Genomic DNA, 19,544 nt, shown 5'->3' with positions numbered 1-19,544 from the left:
TGCTCGTGGTTTGGAGTCGAGTGGTGCCCGGCAGCTCCAAACCGTCTGACCTGCGACGGAGTAGGTGATCGAGGGCGTCGCTCGCCGGACGGGCGACTGCCCCGAGGGCCGATGCCAAGCCCAGGGGCCGTGCAGGGGCCGGGAGGGCGCAGACGTGTCCAGTCCGACGGTGTCTCGGGATCGATTCGTTGTCCCATTTGACGGTTGCGAGGCTGGGGCAGCCATCCACAGGTACCGGGCCGGGGGCGGAGGCAATGCTGATACCGGCGCGGCGGGTGCGCGGACGATCGGCCGTCAGGCGCTACCTTCCGTGTGCCGGCTCCGCCGACTTCCTGTGCACCGGCGAGAGCGCGCGGTGCACGTACGCCGGCGGCTGCGCCGAGGATCCGGCGCAGCCGCTCGTGTGGCATGACGGTCCGAGGCAGTCCGGAGACGATGACGTCGGGGTACCGAGGGTCGGCGGTCACCGTGCTCTCGGTGCGTGCCGGTGACCGTCTCGCGGCGGAGGTGCTGTCAGCGGTCGAGGAAGGTGTTTACCTCGGTGCCGAACTTGACGGCGTACTGGTAGAGGAAGCCGTGGCCGGCGTCCGGGTAGATGTGCAGCTGGGCGTCGGGGAGGTATTCGGCCAGCAGGTGGGAGTTCTTGGCGGGCATGAGGATGTCGCTCTCGCCGTCGGCGACCAGGACGGGCTGGAAGAGGGCGTTCAGGCGTACCAGCTTGGACTTGTCGGGGATACCCCACTCGGACCACGCGGTGAGCTGGCGGTCGCGGGTGGCGAGGCTGGAGGGGGCGTCGTGGTCGGTGGTGCGCTGCCCGAGGCGCTGGAGGAACTCGGTGCCCGCGGCCTGGCTGGAGGGGGTGTTCTTGAAGAACAGGAATAGGAAATCCTCGGGGCCGGAGTTGTCCTTCAGGATCCGCTGGAGGATCTGGGGGTCGGATGCGCGCTGGTCCACTCCGCCCTGGGGGCCGGTGGCGGCCAGGACGACACGGCGGACCTGCCAGGGGCGGCGCAGGGCGACCTCCTGGGCGACCTCGCCGCCGAGGGAGAAGCCGAACACGTCGTAGCGGGGCAGCTTGAGGGCGTCGATGAAGTCGATGGCGTCCAGGGCCATCTGCTGGACGGTGCTGGCGGTGGTGCCGGTGGAGCCGCCGACGCCGACGTTGTCCACGAGGATGACCTCGCGCTTGGCGGCGATGGTGTCAATGAGCTTGGGGTCCCAGCTGTCGAGAGTGCCGCGGAAGTGCTGGAAGAAGACCAGGGGCACGCTGCCGGCACTGGGGTGGCCGAAGCGGCGGTACTGGTAGGTGACGCCGTTGGCGGCCTTGACCCGCAGGTTGGGGGCAGTGCTGGCGCTCTCCGCGCTCTGTTTCTGGGCGCCCGAGTGCCCCGTGCCACTGGAGCTCGAGCCCACGGCATTGGCCATGCTCGGTGCCGTGGCGAGGACCGACCCGCCGGCCAGCGCCATCGCAGTCTGCCGGGAGATCTGGGTACGTCGATTGCTTGAAGACATGCCAATTCCTTGAGTCGGGCCGGAGGTTTCCCCGGCGCGTTGAACCTGCAGTGCGTTCCGCGTACGGATGTTCTTGCGGGGTGCGCGGGAGTGGAGCTATTCGTGACCCGGCGACTTCGTCGAGCCCTGCCCGCCGCCGTATGGAGCTGAAGGCCCCGATGGGGCCGGTGATCTTCTGATCGGATCCGGACCGGAGGTCATGGCCTGCGCGAGTGTGGGGGAGCTGGGAGCGACGACGCCGGTGAGCCGGGGGCGGCGAAGGAACTCCCGCATGATCGACATGTCCAGAACCTAGGTATCGGCTGTGTCGTCAGAAACCATCCCGAGCGCCCGACGGGGTCATCCGCCAGGACGAACCAGTCCGCTTTCGTAGGCCACGACGACGGCCTCTGTCCGGTCGCGGACGCGGAGTTTGGCAGCAGGAAGGTGGCGCCGAAGACCCACCCGGCGTCGCCGAAGGCCCGCGGGATCGCGGCGTTCATGAACAGCCCCGCGAACATGACCGCCAGCAGCATCCGCCGGGTCTGCGGATCCTCGGCCGGGACGAGGGTGACCGCCCAGGTGGTGTAAGCCCACGCCGCGTAGACGGCGAGGTAGAGCACGAGCGTCTGGGCGGCGCCGGTCCATGTCGGGTGGGCCAGCAGCCGATGCGACAGCTGACCGATGGCGAAGACGTAGACCAGGTCGAAGAGCAACTCCAGCGGCGTGACCTCCCGGCGCGCCGGAACGCTGGTCAACTCCACGACGAATCTCCTGCTTGGACGGTTTCACGGCGTTGCTCAGTCGGCGAGGAAGGCCGTCACCTGGGCGGCGAAGTCCTTGGCGTGCTGGAAGAGGAAGGCGTGGCCGGCGTCGCTGTAGGCGACGAGGGTGGCGTCGGGGACGTACTGGACGGCGGTGTAGGACGCCAGGGCGGGGATCATCGCGTCCTTGATGCCGGTGGCGTACAGAACGGGCTGCCGGATGGTTGCCAGGTCCGCGCGCACCTGCTCGAAGGGGATCGACGCGTCCTTCTGGATCGCGGCGATCTGGCCCATGGCCGCGGCCTCGGACACGTCGGGGCGTCCGGTGGCCAGCCGTGTGGCCACCCTGGCGAGGTGTTCGTACCCGGCGGCGCGGCCGGTGTCCGTCTCGGGGAAGAACAGGAACACCAGGTCGTCCCCGGTGTTCTCGGGCTTGGTCATGGTGGCCCGCACCTTCGGGTCCGGGTCGGGGGCGCCGGGCACGGTGCCGCCGGGGTTGGCGGCCGCCACGACCAGCTTGCGCACCAGGTCGGGCCGAAGGCGGGCGATGTGCTGGGCGGTGGTGCCGCCCAGGGTCCAGCCGAGCAGGTCCACCTGCGGCAGCCCGAGGGCCTCGATGAACTCGACGGTGCCGTCGGCCATCCCCTCGACCGAGTCGCGCGGGGTGCCGGTGGTGTAGCCGGTGCCGACGTTGTCGAACACGATCACGTCATGGCTGGCGGCGAGGTGGTCCAGGAACTCCGGGTCCCACCAGTCGAGGGTCCCGCGGACCCGGTTCAGCAGGACCAGCGGGATACCGCCCCGCGGGCCGATGCGCCGGTAGGTGAACGTCGCGGAGGGTCCTTCCACGGTGAGGTCCTCGGCCGCGTCTGCAATGTATGTGCTCATGGCGGGGTTCGCCTTCCTGTCGATGTGTCGTGGAGGTCTTCTGGGAGTCGTCAGGCGGGCAGGTGGTTGAGCTTGCGCAGCTGCTGGTCGAACATGCGGGAGGGGACCATGCGGCGCATGGTGCGGACGCGTCCGGTCATGGCGCCGGCGGTGTAGCGCAGCTTGGGCTTGGCGTCGGTGGCCGCCGCGACGATCTCCTTGGCGACGACGGCGGGGTCGTCGCCGCCCTTGACCGCGCCGGCCATGTACTCCTCGAAGGCGAGCCGCCGCTTGGCGTAGACGTCCAGGGGCTGGTCGGGCCGCACGGTGGCCGCCTCGATCGCGGTGTTGGTCCAGGCGGGTTCGACGAGCAAGGACCGTACGCCGTACTCGCGTACCTCGTGGTCGACGGACTCCGAGTAGCCTTCGACGGCGTGCTTGGAGGCGGCGTAGGCCGCCATGTAGGGCTGCGGGATGAACCCGACGATGGACGAGATGTTGATGATCCGTCCGCTGCGCTGGGCGCGCATGTGCGGCAGGACGGCGTTCGTCATGCGGATGACGCCGAAGACGTTGATGTCGAAGAGGCCCTGCGCCTGCGCGGCGGAGCTTTCCTCGGCGGCGCCCGCCGAGCCGATGCCCGCGTTGTTGACCAGGACGTCGATCCGTCCGAACCGGTCGATCACCGCTGCGACCGCGGCGGTCACCGAATCGTCGCTGGTCACATCGAGGTCGAGGAAGGTCACGCCCTTCACAGGGGTGACGTGCACGGTGTTGCGGCTGGTGCCGACCACGTCGTAGCCCGCCGCGGCCAGCGCGAGGGCGGCGGCCTTTCCGATGCCGGAGGACGCGCCCGTGATGAGGGCTACCGGTCGTGTCGTCGTTGCCATTTCGGACTCCTGACTCAGGGGATCGCGTGTGTCTTGCCGTGGAAGGGACCGCTTCCGGCATCCCTCAATCGGTTTCACCAATGTATCAGATTTATCTGTAGCGGCAACAACAGAGCATCAATTAATCGGTTATCCGTAGCGTCAACGTATCCTCTACGGAGGGTCAAGAGACGGCTGGACGCTGCCGGGTGGGGTCTCGTCGACGCGCTGACGACTCGATGAAGCAGACCGCCTGACAGCGGGGCCGACTGCAGGGCTGAGCCGCCATGACCGCGGGTCCATCCGTGATGCAGGGCCGGATTCCGCGCACCGCCGTAGCCATGGACGAGCCGGGCAAGTCGTTCACTCTCGGAAGCTATCGGGCTACTGGGCCCCTGGCGGCGGTCTGGCGTACGCCGTCGTAACGGACCGTCGTGGGGCCGTGTCGGCCGATGTCGCCCCGGCTTCCGGTCCCGTTCGGGCGCACCTGTCGAGTCGGGCGTCAAACGCGGGCGCTCCGTCTCGCCGGGTGCTCTGCGTGAGCGACGTAGGCGTGTCCCGGCCCGGCGACTTCGTCGAGCTCTCGTCACCAGTCGTCGCATCGACGTGGTGCGACCTTTAATCCGTGTCATCAGCGTATCAGATGAAACATCATCTGCAACGCTTGAGAATCATTTATCGGGATACCCGTAGCGTTCACGTATCCTCTATAAGGGGACCAGGTAGCGAACGAGACAGGAGGCAGACATGGGCCGAGCACTGCGGGCAGATGCCGAGCGCAGTGTGCGCGCGATTCTGGAGGCGGCTGAGCGGGTCCTCGCCGAGGACGCCGGCGCCTCCATGGAGCAGATCGCCGAGGCGGCGGGGCTGACGAGGATCACGGTGCACCGCCGGTTCGCGAACCGGCAGGCGCTGTTGGAGGCGCTCGCCGTCTCCGCGAAGCAGCAACTCATCGACGCCATCGAAGAAGCCCGGCCCGAGTCCGCTCCCGCACTCGTGGCGCTGCACCGGATGACCGTGAACGTCCTGCGGGTCAAGAGCACCTGGCGCTTCACCCTCAGCCATGCCACGGCCCACACCCCCGCCGCAGCCGCCCTCTGGGAGGAGATCAACGCCCACACCGTCGAACTCCTGAACCGGGCACAGCATGAGGGACTGCTCGCCCCGGACGCGGACCTGGACTGGACGCGGCAGGTGTACTACACCCTCTTCAGCGAAGCCCTCAACAGGCCCGGCGCGGACCAGGATCCTGCCGCACAGGACCCGGACACACTGGCCACACTCGTCATCGACACACTCCTGCACGGCGCGGGACCACGCGCCTGAGAGCAATGCTCGACAGGGCGCCGGACTCCGGTCGGCCGTCGACGCCGCAGCATGACAGCGGCACCCGCGCCTGGTGGCATGCTTCGGCGTCGACGGCCGCACGGACACACTGTGGGCGTACCTCGGTCACTGCGCCCCGCACTCGGGGGTCGGGCCCCGCACACGGCAAGGCCACCTGCGGCAACGGCCGCCGACGTTCCGCCCCCAGTGGTGGGGGCGGAGCCCCTGCTCGTTGGAAGGGGAATCCGCTGCGGGCGAGTTCGAGGCGCACTCCGGAGCTGGGGCGATCGTCTCGGAAGCTGGTTGGGCTTGTCCTTCCAGGACGCGTTCTGGACGCAGGTTGGACACAAGGATCGGAAAAGACTGACAAGGGCCGAGAAAGGCTGAGGCAGTAAACCGCGTCTGACCTGGGAAAACGACCAAGATTGGCATTGATCGGCAAGGGTCGCCAAGATCCTCAAAGGACTCATAATCCGTCGGCCGTGGGTTCGAGTCCCACCCGCCCCACCTGTATAGGTCTCTGACCTGCGGAAACGTTCACTTTTTCGGGTGGCGGGGCGTCAACTCTGCGTCGGTGTACCGGGCGAGGGTGTCCTCGGCCGTGGGGACGGGGCCGAACAGCTGCTCCTGGCGGCGGGGGTCGGCGACGTAGCGGCCCGTGTCGAACCAGGCGAACATCGCGGTCATGTCCTTGACCAGGGGCATGAAGCGGCCTGCGACGGCTCCTACGGCGCGGGCGACGGCGGAGGGCACGGCCCACACCTTGATCTTCTTTCCGGCCCGACTGCCCATCAAGTCGGCCATCTCGCGCATGCTGACCGGACGGTCCCAGCCGATGTCGATGCGCTCGCCATTGACCGCGTCGGCGTCGACGGCGGCCGCCAGGTAGGCCGCGAGGTCGGAGGTGTGGACGAAGGTCAGCGGGACGGTGGCCTTGCCGATCCACGTCAGGCGGCCCTTGTCGATCGGGTTGCCCGCCATGGTCGCGATCTGGTCGAGGAAGGCCCCGGGGCGCAGTGCGACGAAGGGGACGCCGAGCTGTTCGAGCTTGTCCTCGGCGACCTTCTTGTGCCAGAAGTGCGGGACCTGGGGCGTCTGGTCGCTGGTGAGGATGCTGGTCAGGACGAACCGCCGGATGCCGGCGCGGTGGGCGGCCTCGGCGAGGTTGGCGTTGCCGACGGTGTCGATGTCGTGCGCGTTCTTGCCGCCGCGGGTGTAGCCGGCGGCGGTGGTGATCACGGCATCGGCGCCGTTCATGGCGGCGACGAGCGAGCCGAGGTCGAGCATGTCGCCACGGGAGATCTCGACACCCCGCTTTTCGAGCCGGCTCGCGTCGGTGGTCGGCCGGACCAGGGCGCGGACGTTCTTGCCGCGCTTGAGCAGTTCGTCGACGACCTTGCCGCCGAGGGAGCCGGTCGCGCCGACGACGAGGACGGGGAGGGTGGTGGTCATGGGGGGTCTCACTTTCCATCAGGTCAGTGGTGGGGGGAATTGGGCGGGCAGGGCAGTGGCGGCCGCGGGCATGCGCCGTCGGCCTGCAGGAGCTTGTGGAGGGCGAAGGTGCCCTGGACGGGGGTGGGGCGGCCGTCCTTGATGTGCGGCCGGCCGGCGGCGAGGTAGGGCTCGCCGGCCCCGCGGGGTGTTGCCCGGCACCCGAACGGGTTCCGTCCTGATGAGCGGGAGGGTCCGCACTTCAGGCCGGAACCGGGGTGCGGGCCGAGGGGAGTTACTCGGATTCTTCCTGCGGAACAGCGCGGCTGTTGATCGCGTCGGCGATGACGTAGGCCGTGCGGACGAAGGACTCCGCCTCCTGCGCCGACAGGTTCAGCGCGGAAGTCTCTTCCAGGGCCCGCCACATGGCCGTCAGGGGCTCGCGCGTCGCCCGGCCCTTGTCGGTGAGGTGGACGACCATGACACGCCGGTCGTGTGCGGCCGGCTCGCGCACGAGCAGACCGGCGTCCTGCATGCGGCGCAGGGACTTGGAGACGGTGGAGTGGTCCAGGCCGACGCTCTCGAGCAGTTCGGACTGGGTCTGGCCGTCCCGGTCGAGCAGCTGCATGAGCAGCAGCTCCTGTCCGGGGTGCAGGTCCATCTCGCGGAGCATGACGGCGGCGCGGGCGCGGTGGGCGCGGGCGAGCTGGAAGATCGCGTAGCTCATCGGCCCCTCGCTGGCCGTGGAGGGGGTGCGGTGGGTGGAGGCGGGCATGCGGTTCCTCAGACGGTGTGGGTGGGGTAGTCGGTGTAGCCGGCCACTCCGCCGCCGTAGAAGGTCGCCGGGTCGGGGGTGTTCAGCGGCGCGTCAGAGCGTAGCCGCTCGACGAGGTCCGGGTTGGCGAGCGCGAGGGCGCCGACGGAGACAAGGTCGGCCGTGCCGTTGTCGACGTCCTTGGCGCGGGTGGGCAGGTCGGTGCCGGCCCGGTTGAGGATCAGCGTGGTCGGCCACAGCGCGCGCAGGGTGCCCAGCAGCTCCTCGTCGCCCGCGTGCATCACGTGGAGGTAGGCGAGACCGAGCGGGCTCAGGGCGCGCAGGAGCGCCGGATACAGCTCGGCGGTGTCGGACTCGGCGATGTCGTTGAAGGGGTTGCCGGGGGAGATGCGCAGGCCGGTGCGGTCGGCGCCGATCTCTTCGGCCACGGCGGCGGCGACCTCGACGGCGAAGCGGATGCGGTTGTCGAGGGAGCCGCCGTAGCTGTCGGTGCGCTGGTTGGTGTTGTCGGACAGGAACTGGTGCACCAGGTAGCCGTTGGCGCCGTGGATCTCCACGCCGTCGGCGCCTGCCGCGACGGCGGCCGCCGCGGCGCGGCGGAAGTCGTCGACGGTCGCCGCGACCTCCTGCGTCGACAGAGCACGGGGCGTGGGCATCTCCTGAGGCCCGGACATGGTGAACATCGCGCCCTGCGGCTGGATCGCCGAAGGGGCGACCGGCTGACGGCCGTGCGGGGTGTTGTCGGGGTGGGCGATACGGCCGGTGTGCATCAGCTGGATGACGATCCGGCCGTCGGCCTCGTGCACGGCGTCGGTGACCTTGCGCCACCCGGCGATCTGCTCGTCATTGTGGATGCCGGGGGTGAGGAGGTAGCCCTGGCCGTCGGTGGAGGGCTGGGTGCCCTCGGTGATGATGAGCGCGTGCGAGGCCCGCTGGGCGTAGTACTCGGCGTTCAGCTCGGTCGGTACGCCTTCGGGCGTGGAGCGGTCGCGGGTCATGGGGGCCATGACCAGGCGGTGCGGGAGGGAGATGTCACCGACGGTGGTCGGTGTCCACAGGGCGTTCAGCATGAGGGTTCCTTCGGTGCGGTGATGACCAGGTGATGATCGAAAGAGGGGGAAAAGCGGGCGTGATCAGCCGACGGTGAGGACGAGCTTGCCCCGGACGTGCCCGGCGTCGCTGACCTGCTGGGCCGTGGCGGCCTCGGCGAGCGGGTGGGCGGTGACGGTGGTGACGACCTTGCCGGTCGCGGCGTCCTGCGCCAGCGCGGCCAGGCCGGCGGCGGAGCGTTCCCGGGGACTGCTGGAGAAGGTGATGCCGAGCTGGTGTGCACGGAAGTCGGAGATGGTGACGATGCGCTCGGTGCCGCCGCGCAGGGTGATGGAGTCCTCCAGGGCGCCCTTCCCGGCCAGGTCGAACACCGCGTCCACGCCGTCGGGGGCGAGCGCCCGGACCCGCTCGACCAGGCCCTCGCCGTAGAGGGTGGCGGTGGCGCCGAGCGAGGTGAGGTAGTCCTGGTTCGAGGCGCCGGCGGTGCCGATGACACGCGCTCCACGGGCCGTGGCGAGCTGGACCGCCAGGGTGCCGACCGCTCCGGCCGCGCCGTGCATCAGTACGGTCTCCCCGGCCACGACGCCGAGCAGGTCCAGGACCCGCTCGGCCGTCGCGCCCGCCACCGGCAGGGCGGCCGCGTGCTGCCAGTCGAGGCCGGCGGGCTTGGGGGCCACGGTGGTGGCCAGCGCGTACTCGGCGTACGAGCCGGTGTCCGACCAGCCCAGCACGTCGTCACCCACCTGCACGTCCCGCACGCCCTCGCCCAGGGCGTCCACCACGCCGGCGAGCTCGCCACCGGGGACGGCGGGGAGGGCCGTGGGGAACGCGGCCTCCATGGCCCCGGAGCGGATCTTGCCGTCCAGCGCGTTCAGCCCGGCCGCCTTGACGCGGACGCGGATCTGCCCGGGGCCGGGCTGCGGGACCTCGATGTCCGCCTCGTGCAGCACTTCCGTGCCTCCGAAACGGTCGAACAGGATGGCTCTCATGACGACTCCTCTCGTGCCGCCACCCATTTAGGTGGCTAGACACATAATTAACGTAACAGCAAACATGTGGCTAGCCAAGTATTTTCTTCACCTGGGCCCCGCAAGATCGATCGCGGCCGCCTCGACTGGAAGCACGCGTCGCAGGAAGTCAGGCGCCTTCCTCGAGGAAGTGCCACGGCGCAGCCGCCGAGTTCGACGGGCTCCAGCCTGGTGCTGATCAACGGGCTCCATGCCCGGAAAGCGAGTGTTCGGCCGGGTCGGGGGTGTGAGCGCCGGGAGCGCGACGCTGCTGGTGTGCGGGGGTCTGTGGGTGGTGTTGCGGCAGCTCGTCAGGCGGCACGCCGCACGGTTGGCGGCCCGGACGGTTTCGGAGTCGCCGACCGGACCGGACTGAGTGCTTCATCAGCACACAGCCGCCGCGGTCGGCCGGTGTGGTTCATCTACCGGTTTCCTGCGGCGGCTGTGCTTCCTGCGAGGAGGACGGTGTCACCGGCCGGCGGGCGCCGACATGTGCAGCAGGCGTTCGGTGATCTCCCGGTACTGCCTGAGCGCGATCCGTAGTTCCTCGGTCTGCGCGTCGGTGTCCTGGTCCTGCCAGCCTGTACGGAGGACGCGGCGCCGTTCGGTGAGGGTGTCGGTGAACTGGGTGGCGACGTCGTCGAAGAGCGCGTCGGCCTCTTCCACCGCCTGGCGCGGGTTGTCGACGAAGGTGTTGAGGGCCTGTTGGAGGCGCCGTGTGAGCTTGTCCCGTTCGCCCTGCGCGATGAGGTCCGGGCCGGGCGTGCGGTCGGGGCTCGCGGTGCTGGTGCCGGGCTCACGCGGTGCGTGAGCGGGTTCGGTGCGGGGCGCCTGCGGGGTCGCGGGATTCCGGGCCGCAGGCTGGGGTTGCGGTGCGTGTTCGGCGTTGTGCGACATCAGGTGCTGCTTCCCTTCGCGTGGCGTCGGCTCAGTGCCCATGGCGCATGGCCGTTGCCGTCGGGGGACTGCGGATGGCGCCTGTCGGAGGTGGAGTCGGTCGTCTGTTCGGCGACCAGTGCCTCGAAGAGGCTTCGGGCCTCGACCATGGCCTCCCGCATTTCCTCGGTGCCGCTCTGGTCGCGGGCCGCCGTGTGCATGCTGCGGTAGCCCTGGACGTAGTGGGAGTGGTGGACGGAGAGGGCGGCGATCTGGTCGTCGAACTGCTCGCCGTCGGGGAAGCCGCGGTCCCTTGCCAGGCGTGCCAGCAGTGCGTCCGCCTCGATGATGGCCTGCTGCGGTGATTCGACGAACTGCTCCTGGATCGCGGCCCATCGCGTCACATAGCGCTCGTGGGCCGCGGGCGACAGCGGTTGCTCGGTGAGGGAGCCGTGCTCCTTCACACGCGCGCCGAGTTCCTGTTCGGCGGCCTTGGTGTCGCCGTTGTGGGCGGCGACCGTGCGGGCGTACTCGGGGCCGAAGCGGCGCTTGAGCCCCTGCCCGCCACTGCCCCGGACTCGTCCACGTCCGGTGTAGAGGAGGATGGCCAGGCCGATGACGATCACAGCGATGATCACAATGGTGAACATGGCTGCCTTCTCTGGCTCTCGGTTCGCGCGTCGATCTGCTTCATTGCCGTCAATTCCTGTCGGCTGATGGGATGTTCGGGCCTGCCGGGTGGTGTCCACGTGACGTGGTCACCACCCGGGGCGTATGTGGTCAGGGCTTGAAGGCGTTCTTGGCCTTGTCGCCGGACTGCTTGAGGTTTCCGGCGACCCGGTCGGTCCTGCCTTCGCGCTGCAGTCGCCTGTTGCGGGTGGTCCGGCCGATGCGTTCGGTGAACCGGCCCTTGAAGGCCTGGGTCTTGTGCTTGATCGTCTGCCCGACGCTCATGGCTGTCCTCTGTTCGTCGGCTGGGGCGTGGAGTGGATTACCTGCGACCGTGGCTGTACCGGCGGCCGCCACCGCCGCGCCCGCGCATGGCGAAGCCGACGATCCAGACGACCAGCAGTGCGGCGGCGACCCACCAGAGGGCCTGCATGGTGAAGCCGAAGCCGAACACCACCAGGATCAGCAGAAAGAGAAGGATCCACAGGATCATCGCCGGGCCTCCAGATCGCGGAAGTTCCTGAGTTCCGCGGGGTCCGGGCGAAGCGGGGGAGGTGGAATGCCGCCCCCGAACAAGCCGGAGCGGCATGGCCCTACGCCGTGCTGTCAGTCAACGCCCGGCATCCTCCGTTGTCAACGCGGTCTCTGCACCGGTGAGTTCAAGGGGCTGGGCCGCCGGGGTGACCGGAGCTTCGGCCTGCTCGGCCCGAGGCGTCGGCAGGATGTGGTCCTCCCACCAGGACAGGCCCATCACGGTGGCGAGCAGGACGAAGGGGACCGATGCCGGAACGATGAGTACGTACATGCCTACCACCTGCGGTGGGACGCGTGCGGCGTGGCGGGCAGCGAATCGTTGCCCGTCTGGGGCGCATCGAGGCCGTGCCGGAATCCAAGGCGACGGCGAGTGCGGGAGCGGCCCGTTGGTGGCGAGGCAGGTTCAGGCACCGATGCGTGAGGTGCGCCCTCGAAGGAGCGCGAGAGGTGATCGACGCTGCCGGGGGCTCGGGCCGTAGCGCGCACGCTAGCCGTCACCGCGTTCTCTGGACAGACGGCAAGTGGCCATCCGGCCCCGGCGGAAGACGCGACGTGGGCCGCTGTCCGCAACCTCTGGGGAGGACTACGCTGTCGGTACAGGCCCTGGCCCCCGGCGGTGATGTTCCGTTCCGCTCCGGGGAGGCCCGCCGTGTTCGTTCTGCTTCTCGTTCTCGTCGTGGTCCTGTTCGGCCTGGGCTTTCTCAACCCTCTGTGGTGGGTGGCCGCGGCCGTGCTGGTCTTCAGTGGCACTCGGCACGGCCGCGATCGCGGGGGAGGCTGGATCCGCGGCGACGGTTCCGATCTCGGGGACTACCGGGACTATGAGAACCGCCGGGACCGTCAGGACCGCTGGGCCCGCCGTTACAGCCGGCAGAACCGGGCGCGTTGGCGGCGCGAGGACCGTCGGGACCGCGAACGACGCGGGTGAGCAGTGAAGTTGCCCGACGCTCGGAGGCTTCGGGGCGGCTTTCGCCGCACTGGACGCGTGAAGATCGTGGAGAGGTGGATGCCATGCATCGCACAACCTTGCTCCCGGAGAACTGGTGGGATGAGGCGGCTGAGGAGTGGGCGGAGAACGCAAGGAGCCGGGATGCCGCGAAGCTGCGTGCCGAGATCGATCAACTGCGGCGGGCACTGGCCGGCCGTATGGTCATCGATCAGGCGTGCGGCATGGTGATGATCCTGGCCCCCTGCCGCCGTGGGCCGGCCAGAAACCTGCTGGTGGACATCTCGCGACAGTGCAACGCCAGCCTCCCGGACGTGTCCGCGGCCGTGGTCGCCGCCTGGGAGGGTGAGCCGCTCTCGCGGCTGATGCAGCGGGCGCTGCGGCATGCGCTGCGCCGGCTCTACGCGGAGAGCTGACCGCACCCCGTGAAAACAGCCTCTGTTGATGGCTGTGCCCGCGGCAGGCGATGCGGCTCTGCCGGCCGAAGCCGTCGAACTACCCGCCTGAAACGAGCAGTTGGAGCAGGTGCTGGAAAGCCGTGCGGTGATCGACCAGGCGCGCGGCGTGGTGATGGTCCTGGCGCCGTGCTTCTGCGAGCAGGCCTGGGGCCTGCTGGTGGGCGTGTCGCAGCACTGCAATGTCAAACTTCGCGACGTGGCTGCGGCTCTGGTCGCCACTGCGAAGGGCCAGGAGCTCCCCGAGGGGATACGGCGCGAGTGGTGTCGCGCGTTGCGGCGCCTGCACGCGCTGGAACGGCGGTGACGGGCCGTCGCTCGTCGACCGCTCGCATCACATGCCCGGCCGCGGCCGCACCGCACGTCGTGAGCTCAAGCAGCCTCGGTGACGGTGTCAGGACCCCAGGCCGGGGAGGGGTTCGGAGTCGTCGATGAAGGCGCGGGCCAGGTCGGACAGACGGCGGTTGTGTGCGCGGGCGTAACCACGCAGCGCGGTGAACGCCCGTTCCATGTCGATGCCCTGGCGTTCGGCGAGTTTGCCCTTGGCCTGTTCGATCAGTACGCGGCTGTTCAGTGCGGTCTGCAGCTGCTCGTTGAGGATGTTGCTGCGGTGAGCGGTGCGTTGTTGCAGGAGGCTGATGGTGGCGACGTCGGCCAGGGCCTGGGCGACGAGTGTGCCCGCCGGGTCGAAGGGCCCGGGGGCGGCGCGGAAGAGGTTCAGGGCGCCGACGACCTCGTCCCGCAGGCGCATGGGCAGCGCCTGGACCGCCCCGAAGCCGCCGCGGTGGGCAGCTGTGACGAAGCGCGGCCAGCGGTCGGCCTCCCGGGTCAGGTCGGGGACGATCACGGGGGTGCCGGTGCGGAAGCACTCCAGGCAGGGGCCCTCGTCGTTCTGGAGCTGGAAGAGTTCCAGCAGCCGTACCTGTTCGTCGGAGGCGGCCATCACCCGCAGTTCGCCGTCCCGGTCCGCGAGCAGCACCCCGGCGGCACTCGCGCCGAGCAGCCCTACACAGCGGTCGGTGAGCAGGCGCAGGAAGTCGATCAGATCGAAGTCGGCGACCAGGTTGTCCGCCAGCTCGACGAAGGTCTTGGCCAGGAGCTGCTGATTCATCGTGTCACCCTCGATGGAGACTGGGCCCGCCGGGAAGCGGCGGGAGGTATGGGCGCGTCAGTGGGATGGCACCGGTGCATCAGGGCTCCTCTTCGGTCCGTCGGGGTTCCGAGTCCGGGGAGAAACGGAGCCGGCGGGCCACCACGTCGGCGGCCACGTCGGCGAGCCGGCGCCCCTGCACGAAGGCGTAGGCGCGCAGCCGGACGAAGGCCTCGTCGATGCCGACACCGAGCTGGACGGTGAGGATGCCGGTCGCCTGGTCGATCTCCGCCCGGTACGCGCCCAGATCCTCGAAGCCGCGGTCCGACGACGCTCCGCCGGCCGGCGCGCCCGTCTCCTCGATCCGCGCGTCGAGCAGGAGCAGCGTCGCGAGATCGGCGAAGGCCAGCGCGTCCGCCAGTTCCTCGGCGTCCAGCACGGTCGGCACGTCGGCGTACAGGTCCAGGACTCCCGGGCTGATCGCCCCCATCTGCAGGGGGAGCGCGAAGACCGCGCGTGCCCCGGCTTCCAGGGCCGCATCCGCGAACACGACCCAGCGATCCTGCAGCGCGCCGGTCAGCAGATCGGGCGTCAGGACGGCCGAGCCATGGGTGAAAGCATCCACACACGGCCCCTCGCCCAGCATGAGCTGCAACTCCTCCAACTGCTCACTGATGGTGTCGGTGCTGCACAGCGGATGACTCGCCGTGGTCCGGGACATCGCCGACAGTCCGGCCCCGCCGACCGGGAGCGCGGCCACGGCCGCGGTGCACACGTCCACCACACCGACCCGGGCACCGCGTCGCGCCGCCTGCGTGGCGACCAGTGCCTGGATCCGCGCCGAGCGGCTGTCGGACCTCATCCCGGCCACCATGTCCAGGCACCGTGCGCACGTCCTGCCGACCGAGCCGGGGTTCGTTCCCCGACCGGAAGGACCAGCATCCGGAGCAGTGTGGCTTTGACCGGCCTCCAGATCTCTCCCACGTCCAGCCATCCCCAGGAGCGGAGCGCGGCGAGGGCCTGGTGATCGAACCGGTCCACCAGGGTGGCGCCGAGCGCCGCATGCTGGTCGGTCAGCAGCCGCTCCTGCAACCGGCGGGCCACGTCCCGGTCCTGCGGGTGCGGGCGGACCAGGACGTCGGTGATCGCGAAGACACCGCCCGACTCGGTGAGCCGCTCGATACCGCGCGGCAGCGCCCCGTCGAAGCCGAGCCACCAGAAGCCGTCACTGCGCACCGGGAACCCGAAAGCGCACCCCACCGGACCGTCCCTCTCCGCGATCACCATGGCGAAACCGGGCCGACGGATCTCGGCGGTCAGACGGTGCAGGAAGTCCTGGCGGCTCGGTGGGCGACACGCCTCACGGGGAGACGCCTCGCGGGAGTCCACGTACAGATCCGCGAGTTCCCCGCTCACAGCCTGCGCCTGCCAGCGGTTCACCCGACGCAACAGGACCGCGTCCATGGTGGCCGGCTCGTTGCCACGGGGCTCTCGTTGCCGCCCCCGCTCCGATCGGGCCGTCACCGCGCATCACCCGAGAGGACGGAGCCCAGCGGAACGGGGCGGCGCGGCGGGGCTTGGGTGATCGGGGCCGGGACATCCCCGGGAGAAGGTGCCGGATGCCGGGGCGGAGGGCCGAGGAGAAGGGCCCCGCAGCCGGTGATTTCGAGTATCCGGCCCAGTGTCGGTGGCGGGTGGTGCAGTCGCAGGGTCCCGCCTGACTCGGCGGTCTGCTGGGCGGCGTACAGGAAGGCGTTGAGGCCGGCGCAGTCGCAGAAGGTGACGGGGGTGAGGTCGACATCGACGATGCGGATGCCGTCGCGCAGACACCGGGCCAGTGCTGTGCGCACCAGCGGGGCCGATTCCAGGTCGATCTCACCGGCCAGGGTGATCAGCGCCCGGTTCCGTCGGTCATGGCGGTAGACGGTGAGCTGGGGGAAGGGCATGACGCCTCGGTTCACAGGACCATCCGGCAGCGCACGCGGTAACGCCGGCGTTCCCGGCTCTCCCGGCGTGCTCCTGGCAGGGACGTACGTTCGACGGAGGCGGAGCGTCGGTCGGCCATGCAGCCTGTGCGACAGGACAGCGGACCCACCCAGTTCCCTCCAGGGATGCGCCGGGTGGCGGACGGAAGATCCGCTCCCCGCAGCCATCTGTATCGAGCAACGACAAGCCGCCGGGGTCTGGGACGTCCGTACAAGCAGCATAGTCCCCGACCCGGTCCTGCGGACGGCCGGAAGCCGCCAGTCCAGGATGCGGACGGCGTCGAAGGCCCTGAGGAGGTGGCTTCGCATGCGGCCCGGGCCTCAGGAACCGCCGGGGCTCCGGGGCCGGACGACCGTCACGGAGGGGATGGTGGAGAAGACGGCCGACACCGCCGCACAGGAGGCCCCTCGGAATCCACACGCTGCGCCGCTGCCTGCCGGTTTTCCGGTCGGCGCCGACCCGAACCGCGTTCGCGGCCCGTACGGCCGCCGCCACGGTGCGGCGGCGGCCGTACGTGGCGCGAGGCTGGGAGGCCCCCCTCCACCGTGTCCTCGCGCGCTGTCCTCCGTGGCGGCGGGATTCGATGAGAACACCCCGTCTGGAAATGCCGGGAGGACGGAGGCTGGAGCCGCGCATTGCGACGATGCGGCTCCGGCCGGGCCTGGTTTCCGACTCGGGGGCAGGGAGCCTGGTGGGGAAGACCTGCTGGTACCTGGCACGGTCGCAGTACGTCTTCCCTGCGTGGAGCGTAGAGCAGATACAGGCGAAGCGGAACAGGGCCGTTCGCAGGCGCCGCCCGCGCACCCGGGACGCCGTCGAGGCCCTCCGGCACACTCACCGTCCAGCTGCCCGCGCCGCAACGGCCCCGTGCTCCCGACGGGCCCCGGGACGGCGCCGATCCGGGGCTATGCTGCTGTGGACGTCCCGGACCCAGGCGCCGCACCGCCCGTCGGCCACGACGGCACTCCCGTACAACTCCCGGTCTTCTGAACCGAGGCGCCCCATGAGCAGCCCGCGGCACCCGCACGAACCCCAAGGCTCGGAGCGTCCCGTCCTGGACACGGTGCGGTTGCGCCGGCTGAACCGCTGGCAGGCCGAAGGCATGCGGGAGGACCTCGCGGATCTGTACGTGGAGTCGTCCGTCACCCCGCCCGGCGAAGAGTTCCGTGACCGACAGGAGTTCCTGCGCCGGCTGGAGCACGACGTACAACTGCCGGGGTTCGACATGCTGGTCGCCGAGGCGGAGGGCCTGACCGGCTGTGTCTCAGGGGTTCCCGTGCCGCGCGACGGCTCCTGGTGGGAGGGGTTCGACGGACCGATGCCGCAGAACCTGGAGCAACTGACCGCCTCCGGGCATGTCTTCGCGATCCTCGAAACCGTCGTCCATCCGCACCGGCACGCCCACGGGCTCGCCCGCCGGCTCCAGGAGCGTCTGCTCGCCGACCACCAGTCCTCGCTCGGCGTCACCTTGGTGGATCGGTCCGCCCGGTCGGTCCGCGCCGCCTACAAGGACCGGGGCTGGCAGGAGGCGGGACGGATCCAGCGCATGCCCGGCCCGACGACCCTCCAGGTGATGGTTCTTCCGCTCGGCGAGCGCACGGAGGACCATCCGGACGGCCTCACCCACAACGACCGCACCCAACGGCCCGAATAGCCACCCGCAACGGCCCCGCACAGTGCGTACCGAGGCGTGGAGGAGCGGGTGGATCTGTCTCCCGAGCAGGAGGCGCGGCGGATCGCCGCGGTGCGTCGTTACGACATCCTGGACACCCCGCCCGACGGTGCCTTCGACCGGATCGCCGCGCTGGCCGCCCGCCTGTTCGACGCTCCGGCCGCCACGGTGACGATCGTGGACACCGACCGGGTCTCTCGCCCGCACCGAGCCGGTGAGCCTGGCCGGAGGGATGCTCGTCGGCGCGCTGCGCCACGCGGACTTCGTCTCCCGAGCCGTTCGACTCCCGCCCACCTCACCCACCACGCCGCCACCAACCGGGCCCTCGGCGCCGCCGCGATCATCAGCGACCTCACCTCGCTGCTGGACACCTTCCCCGCGGGACCCGCCGACGAGGTCGCGCTCCTCGCCCTCAGCGCGACCTCGGCGACACCCGCCACGGCACCCTCCGGAGCCTCGGGCACCGCGCACACCAGCCTGCCCTCACGGGCACCCTGACGGCACCGCGTGCGTCCTCCACGGCCAGGCGTGCGCGAACGGGATTCGGCCATGGTGCGAGGGACGGGCGCGGAATGCGTACGCCCTGTTTCCGAAGACCTTGCGCGTCGGACCCGCGGGGATCTTCCCCCGTCGCCCGGCGCGAGGGGGAGGAGGGGCGGGTGGGGTGGCGGGATCTGGTTCCGTGTCCGTCACGGGCCGTGCCGTTGTGGTTCTCTGGCGAGGCGTCGACTGCGGCCCGCCACCCGGGGGCCGAGGTACGTGACCGAGGCGATCCCGCGTACATGATGCGGGGATGCGCCCGACGAACCGACGTGTCCGACGCGCCCTGTCCCCGCGTGCCCCGTGCGAGAGAAGGGTTCCTCCATGCCGGTTCCGCGCGCGCCGATCCCGGCGTTGTCGTCGGCCGCTTCCCGTACGACCGCCGCTCTCGCCGACAGACTCGCCGAGTGGAGCGGCGGCCGGGTCAGCCCGCACCTCGTGCACCGCACCCGGCCCGGCACCGTGCTCCGACTCGGCCCCGCGCAGGGTGAGTTCACGCTGCCGGAGGATCCGCTGCCGGCGCGGCTGCTGATGGTGACGGCGGGCAGCGGCATCACCCCGGTGGCCGGGATGCTGCGCACCCTCGCGCGCCGCGGCTTCTCCGGGCCCGCCCCCGACGTCGTACTCCTGCACAGCGCACCCGGCCCCGAGGGGTTCCTGTTCCGGGCCGAACTGGCCGCTCTGGCAGCCCGGTCGCCCTGGCTGAGCGTCCACGCGCGGTACAGCCGTACCGCGGGTCGGCTGGTCCCCGAGCACATGGGCGTGCTCTGTCCGGACTGGTACGACCGGGAGACCTGGGCCTGCGGTCCGGACGGACTGCTCGACGCACTGGAGCGGCACTGGGCGGCGGCCGGCGTCGGTGAGCGGCTGCGCGTGGAGCGGTTCCGGCTGACGCCCGTACGGCAGTGGGGCTCCGACGCGTCGGGCGGCCGGGTCCGGTTCGAGCGCAGCGGCGTCGAGGCCGACGCGTCCGCGTCCACGCCGCTGCTGGAGACCGGGGAGGCGGCGGGGGTGGCGATGCCGTACGGCTGCCGCCGGGGGATCTGCTTCGGCTGCCTCGTCCCGCTGGTCGACGGCCGCGTCCGCGATCTGCGGACCGGTGAACTGCACGGTGCACCAGGTGAGTTGATCCAGACCTGCGTCAACGGAGCGGCAGGTCCGCTCACCCTCGCTCTCTAGGCCCCTCGAGGAGCCTG

25 protein-coding genes are annotated in these 19,544 nt (G+C 70.3%); 8 read left to right on the top strand and 17 right to left on the bottom strand.

The window, feature by feature from the left end; genetic code table 11:
* Positions 1–513: 513 nt before the first annotated feature.
* The 4 genes from OHU89_RS17320 to OHU89_RS17305 form a co-directional block, all read right to left on the bottom strand.
* Positions 514–1,512 carry an alpha/beta fold hydrolase gene (locus tag OHU89_RS17320; protein ID WP_405643963.1) on the bottom strand — a complete coding sequence of 333 codons (999 nt, stop codon included), beginning with the start codon at positions 1,510–1,512 and terminating at the stop codon, positions 514–516.
* 197 nt (positions 1,513–1,709) lie between these two features.
* Positions 1,710–2,255, bottom strand: coding sequence for a low temperature requirement protein A (locus tag OHU89_RS17315; RefSeq protein WP_405643961.1), 546 nt, complete (start codon positions 2,253–2,255; stop codon positions 1,710–1,712).
* A 36-nt stretch (positions 2,256–2,291) separates the two neighbouring features.
* Entirely contained in the window at positions 2,292–3,143 is an 852-nt protein-coding gene (locus OHU89_RS17310; protein WP_405643959.1) for an alpha/beta fold hydrolase, read from the bottom strand.
* Positions 3,144–3,193: 50 nt separating this feature from the next.
* Positions 3,194–4,012 (bottom strand): oxidoreductase, encoded by an 819-nt coding sequence (locus tag OHU89_RS17305; RefSeq protein ID WP_405643957.1) that lies wholly within the window; start codon positions 4,010–4,012, stop codon positions 3,194–3,196.
* A gap of 726 nt (positions 4,013–4,738) precedes the next feature.
* Between OHU89_RS17305 and OHU89_RS17300 the strand changes: the two genes are divergently transcribed.
* Positions 4,739–5,317: a TetR/AcrR family transcriptional regulator gene (locus OHU89_RS17300; protein ID WP_405643955.1), complete on the top strand. Its 579-nt coding sequence runs from the start codon at positions 4,739–4,741 to the stop codon at positions 5,315–5,317.
* Between the two features lie 537 nt (positions 5,318–5,854).
* On the opposite strand, the gene OHU89_RS17295 is transcribed toward OHU89_RS17300, so the two are convergent.
* From OHU89_RS17295 to OHU89_RS17280, 4 genes are all read right to left on the bottom strand, one after another.
* Positions 5,855–6,769 carry an SDR family oxidoreductase gene (locus OHU89_RS17295; protein ID WP_405643953.1) on the bottom strand — a complete coding sequence of 305 codons (915 nt, stop codon included), beginning with the start codon at positions 6,767–6,769 and terminating at the stop codon, positions 5,855–5,857.
* A 274-nt stretch (positions 6,770–7,043) separates the two neighbouring features.
* Positions 7,044–7,523, bottom strand: a complete 480-nt coding sequence (locus OHU89_RS17290) for a MarR family winged helix-turn-helix transcriptional regulator (RefSeq protein WP_405643951.1) — start codon at positions 7,521–7,523, stop codon at positions 7,044–7,046.
* 8 nt (positions 7,524–7,531) lie between these two features.
* Positions 7,532–8,593, bottom strand: coding sequence for an alkene reductase (locus tag OHU89_RS17285; RefSeq protein WP_405643949.1), 1,062 nt, complete (start codon positions 8,591–8,593; stop codon positions 7,532–7,534).
* Between the two features lie 63 nt (positions 8,594–8,656).
* Positions 8,657–9,562 (bottom strand): NADP-dependent oxidoreductase, encoded by a 906-nt coding sequence (locus OHU89_RS17280; protein WP_405643947.1) that lies wholly within the window; start codon positions 9,560–9,562, stop codon positions 8,657–8,659.
* Between the two features lie 229 nt (positions 9,563–9,791).
* Here OHU89_RS17280 and OHU89_RS17275 point away from each other — a divergent pair, with 229 nt between their 5' ends.
* A complete protein-coding gene (locus OHU89_RS17275; RefSeq protein ID WP_405643945.1) occupies positions 9,792–9,956 on the top strand; it encodes a hypothetical protein in 165 nt (54 codons plus the stop codon).
* A gap of 92 nt (positions 9,957–10,048) precedes the next feature.
* Here the strand turns inward: OHU89_RS17275 and OHU89_RS17270 are convergent, their stop codons facing one another.
* The 5 genes from OHU89_RS17270 to OHU89_RS17250 form a co-directional block, all read right to left on the bottom strand.
* Positions 10,049–10,477, bottom strand: a complete 429-nt coding sequence (locus tag OHU89_RS17270) for a hypothetical protein (RefSeq protein ID WP_405643943.1) — start codon at positions 10,475–10,477, stop codon at positions 10,049–10,051.
* Positions 10,477–11,106, bottom strand: coding sequence for a hypothetical protein (locus tag OHU89_RS17265; protein WP_405643941.1), 630 nt, complete (start codon positions 11,104–11,106; stop codon positions 10,477–10,479). The genes OHU89_RS17270 and OHU89_RS17265 overlap by 1 nt, the downstream gene beginning before the upstream one ends.
* Positions 11,107–11,236: 130 nt before the next feature.
* A complete protein-coding gene (locus tag OHU89_RS17260) occupies positions 11,237–11,410 on the bottom strand; it encodes a CsbD family protein (protein ID WP_405643939.1) in 174 nt (57 codons plus the stop codon).
* Positions 11,411–11,447: 37 nt separating this feature from the next.
* On the bottom strand, positions 11,448–11,618 hold the full coding sequence (locus OHU89_RS17255; protein ID WP_405643937.1) for a hydrophobic protein: 171 nt from the start codon (positions 11,616–11,618) through the stop codon (positions 11,448–11,450).
* Positions 11,619–11,735: 117 nt separating this feature from the next.
* Positions 11,736–11,930 (bottom strand): hypothetical protein, encoded by a 195-nt coding sequence (locus OHU89_RS17250; RefSeq protein WP_405643935.1) that lies wholly within the window; start codon positions 11,928–11,930, stop codon positions 11,736–11,738.
* Between the two features lie 378 nt (positions 11,931–12,308).
* Between OHU89_RS17250 and OHU89_RS17245 the strand changes: the two genes are divergently transcribed.
* The 3 genes from OHU89_RS17245 (at position 12,309) to OHU89_RS17235 (ending at position 13,367) form a co-directional block, all read left to right on the top strand.
* On the top strand, positions 12,309–12,587 hold the full coding sequence (locus tag OHU89_RS17245; RefSeq protein WP_405639757.1) for a hypothetical protein: 279 nt from the start codon (positions 12,309–12,311) through the stop codon (positions 12,585–12,587).
* A gap of 83 nt (positions 12,588–12,670) precedes the next feature.
* Positions 12,671–13,021, top strand: coding sequence for an ANTAR domain-containing protein (locus OHU89_RS17240; protein WP_405643933.1), 351 nt, complete (start codon positions 12,671–12,673; stop codon positions 13,019–13,021).
* 100 nt (positions 13,022–13,121) lie between these two features.
* Positions 13,122–13,367, top strand: a complete 246-nt coding sequence (locus OHU89_RS17235; RefSeq protein ID WP_405643931.1) for an ANTAR domain-containing protein — start codon at positions 13,122–13,124, stop codon at positions 13,365–13,367.
* Positions 13,368–13,454: 87 nt separating this feature from the next.
* On the opposite strand, the gene OHU89_RS17230 is transcribed toward OHU89_RS17235, so the two are convergent.
* The 4 genes from OHU89_RS17230 to OHU89_RS17215 form a co-directional block, all read right to left on the bottom strand.
* Entirely contained in the window at positions 13,455–14,171 is a 717-nt protein-coding gene (locus tag OHU89_RS17230; RefSeq protein ID WP_405643929.1) for a GAF and ANTAR domain-containing protein, read from the bottom strand.
* A 79-nt stretch (positions 14,172–14,250) separates the two neighbouring features.
* Complete coding sequence (locus OHU89_RS17225) at positions 14,251–15,012, bottom strand: ANTAR domain-containing protein (protein WP_405643927.1); 762 nt, start codon at positions 15,010–15,012, stop codon at positions 14,251–14,253.
* Entirely contained in the window at positions 15,009–15,674 is a 666-nt protein-coding gene (locus tag OHU89_RS17220; RefSeq protein WP_405643925.1) for a hypothetical protein, read from the bottom strand. Before OHU89_RS17220 ends, OHU89_RS17225 begins: the two co-directional genes overlap by 4 nt.
* A complete protein-coding gene (locus OHU89_RS17215) occupies positions 15,671–16,096 on the bottom strand; it encodes an STAS domain-containing protein (RefSeq protein ID WP_405643923.1) in 426 nt (141 codons plus the stop codon). The genes OHU89_RS17220 and OHU89_RS17215 overlap by 4 nt, the downstream gene beginning before the upstream one ends.
* Before the next feature lie 1,043 nt (positions 16,097–17,139).
* Between OHU89_RS17215 and OHU89_RS17210 the strand changes: the two genes are divergently transcribed.
* From OHU89_RS17210 to OHU89_RS17200, 3 genes are all read left to right on the top strand, one after another.
* A complete protein-coding gene (locus OHU89_RS17210) occupies positions 17,140–17,790 on the top strand; it encodes a hypothetical protein (protein ID WP_405643921.1) in 651 nt (216 codons plus the stop codon).
* Between the two features lie 48 nt (positions 17,791–17,838).
* A complete protein-coding gene (locus tag OHU89_RS17205; protein ID WP_405643919.1) occupies positions 17,839–18,306 on the top strand; it encodes a hypothetical protein in 468 nt (155 codons plus the stop codon).
* A gap of 366 nt (positions 18,307–18,672) precedes the next feature.
* Positions 18,673–19,527 carry a flavin reductase family protein gene (locus tag OHU89_RS17200; protein ID WP_405643917.1) on the top strand — a complete coding sequence of 285 codons (855 nt, stop codon included), beginning with the start codon at positions 18,673–18,675 and terminating at the stop codon, positions 19,525–19,527.
* Positions 19,528–19,544 lie beyond the last annotated feature (17 nt).

This window comes from Streptomyces sp. NBC_00019, from assembly GCF_045041015.1.
Lineage (GTDB): Bacteria > Actinomycetota > Actinomycetes > Streptomycetales > Streptomycetaceae > Streptomyces.
Note: the sequence above shows the minus strand (reverse complement) of the source record. Positions and strands in the feature narration are given on the sequence as shown.

What these genes read in the sequence shown, in the direction of transcription:
- OHU89_RS17260 (WP_405643939.1), bottom strand. Translation starts at nt 11,410, where the DNA reads ATGAGCGTCGGGCAGACGATCAAGCACAAGACCCAGGCCTTCAAGGGC.
- OHU89_RS17255 (WP_405643937.1), bottom strand. Translation starts at nt 11,618, where the DNA reads ATGATCCTGTGGATCCTTCTCTTTCTGCTGATCCTGGTGGTGTTCGGC.
- OHU89_RS17230 (WP_405643929.1), bottom strand. Translation starts at nt 14,171, where the DNA reads ATGAATCAGCAGCTCCTGGCCAAGACCTTCGTCGAGCTGGCGGACAAC.
- OHU89_RS17215 (WP_405643923.1), bottom strand. Translation starts at nt 16,096, where the DNA reads ATGCCCTTCCCCCAGCTCACCGTCTACCGCCATGACCGACGGAACCGG.
- OHU89_RS17290 (WP_405643951.1), bottom strand. Translation starts at nt 7,523, where the DNA reads ATGCCCGCCTCCACCCACCGCACCCCCTCCACGGCCAGCGAGGGGCCG.
- OHU89_RS17240 (WP_405643933.1), top strand. Translation starts at nt 12,671, where the DNA reads ATGCATCGCACAACCTTGCTCCCGGAGAACTGGTGGGATGAGGCGGCT.
- OHU89_RS17310 (WP_405643959.1), bottom strand. Translation starts at nt 3,143, where the DNA reads ATGAGCACATACATTGCAGACGCGGCCGAGGACCTCACCGTGGAAGGA.
- OHU89_RS17300 (WP_405643955.1), top strand. Translation starts at nt 4,739, where the DNA reads ATGGGCCGAGCACTGCGGGCAGATGCCGAGCGCAGTGTGCGCGCGATT.
- OHU89_RS17225 (WP_405643927.1), bottom strand. Translation starts at nt 15,012, where the DNA reads ATGAGGTCCGACAGCCGCTCGGCGCGGATCCAGGCACTGGTCGCCACG.
- OHU89_RS17210 (WP_405643921.1), top strand. Translation starts at nt 17,140, where the DNA reads ATGAGCAGCCCGCGGCACCCGCACGAACCCCAAGGCTCGGAGCGTCCC.
- OHU89_RS17270 (WP_405643943.1), bottom strand. Translation starts at nt 10,477, where the DNA reads ATGTCGCACAACGCCGAACACGCACCGCAACCCCAGCCTGCGGCCCGG.
- OHU89_RS17265 (WP_405643941.1), bottom strand. Translation starts at nt 11,106, where the DNA reads ATGTTCACCATTGTGATCATCGCTGTGATCGTCATCGGCCTGGCCATC.
- OHU89_RS17280 (WP_405643947.1), bottom strand. Translation starts at nt 9,562, where the DNA reads ATGAGAGCCATCCTGTTCGACCGTTTCGGAGGCACGGAAGTGCTGCAC.
- OHU89_RS17200 (WP_405643917.1), top strand. Translation starts at nt 18,673, where the DNA reads ATGCCGGTTCCGCGCGCGCCGATCCCGGCGTTGTCGTCGGCCGCTTCC.
- OHU89_RS17275 (WP_405643945.1), top strand. Translation starts at nt 9,792, where the DNA reads ATGCCCGGAAAGCGAGTGTTCGGCCGGGTCGGGGGTGTGAGCGCCGGG.
- OHU89_RS17295 (WP_405643953.1), bottom strand. Translation starts at nt 6,769, where the DNA reads ATGACCACCACCCTCCCCGTCCTCGTCGTCGGCGCGACCGGCTCCCTC.
- OHU89_RS17320 (WP_405643963.1), bottom strand. Translation starts at nt 1,512, where the DNA reads ATGTCTTCAAGCAATCGACGTACCCAGATCTCCCGGCAGACTGCGATG.
- OHU89_RS17285 (WP_405643949.1), bottom strand. Translation starts at nt 8,593, where the DNA reads ATGCTGAACGCCCTGTGGACACCGACCACCGTCGGTGACATCTCCCTC.
- OHU89_RS17250 (WP_405643935.1), bottom strand. Translation starts at nt 11,930, where the DNA reads ATGTACGTACTCATCGTTCCGGCATCGGTCCCCTTCGTCCTGCTCGCC.
- OHU89_RS17305 (WP_405643957.1), bottom strand. Translation starts at nt 4,012, where the DNA reads ATGGCAACGACGACACGACCGGTAGCCCTCATCACGGGCGCGTCCTCC.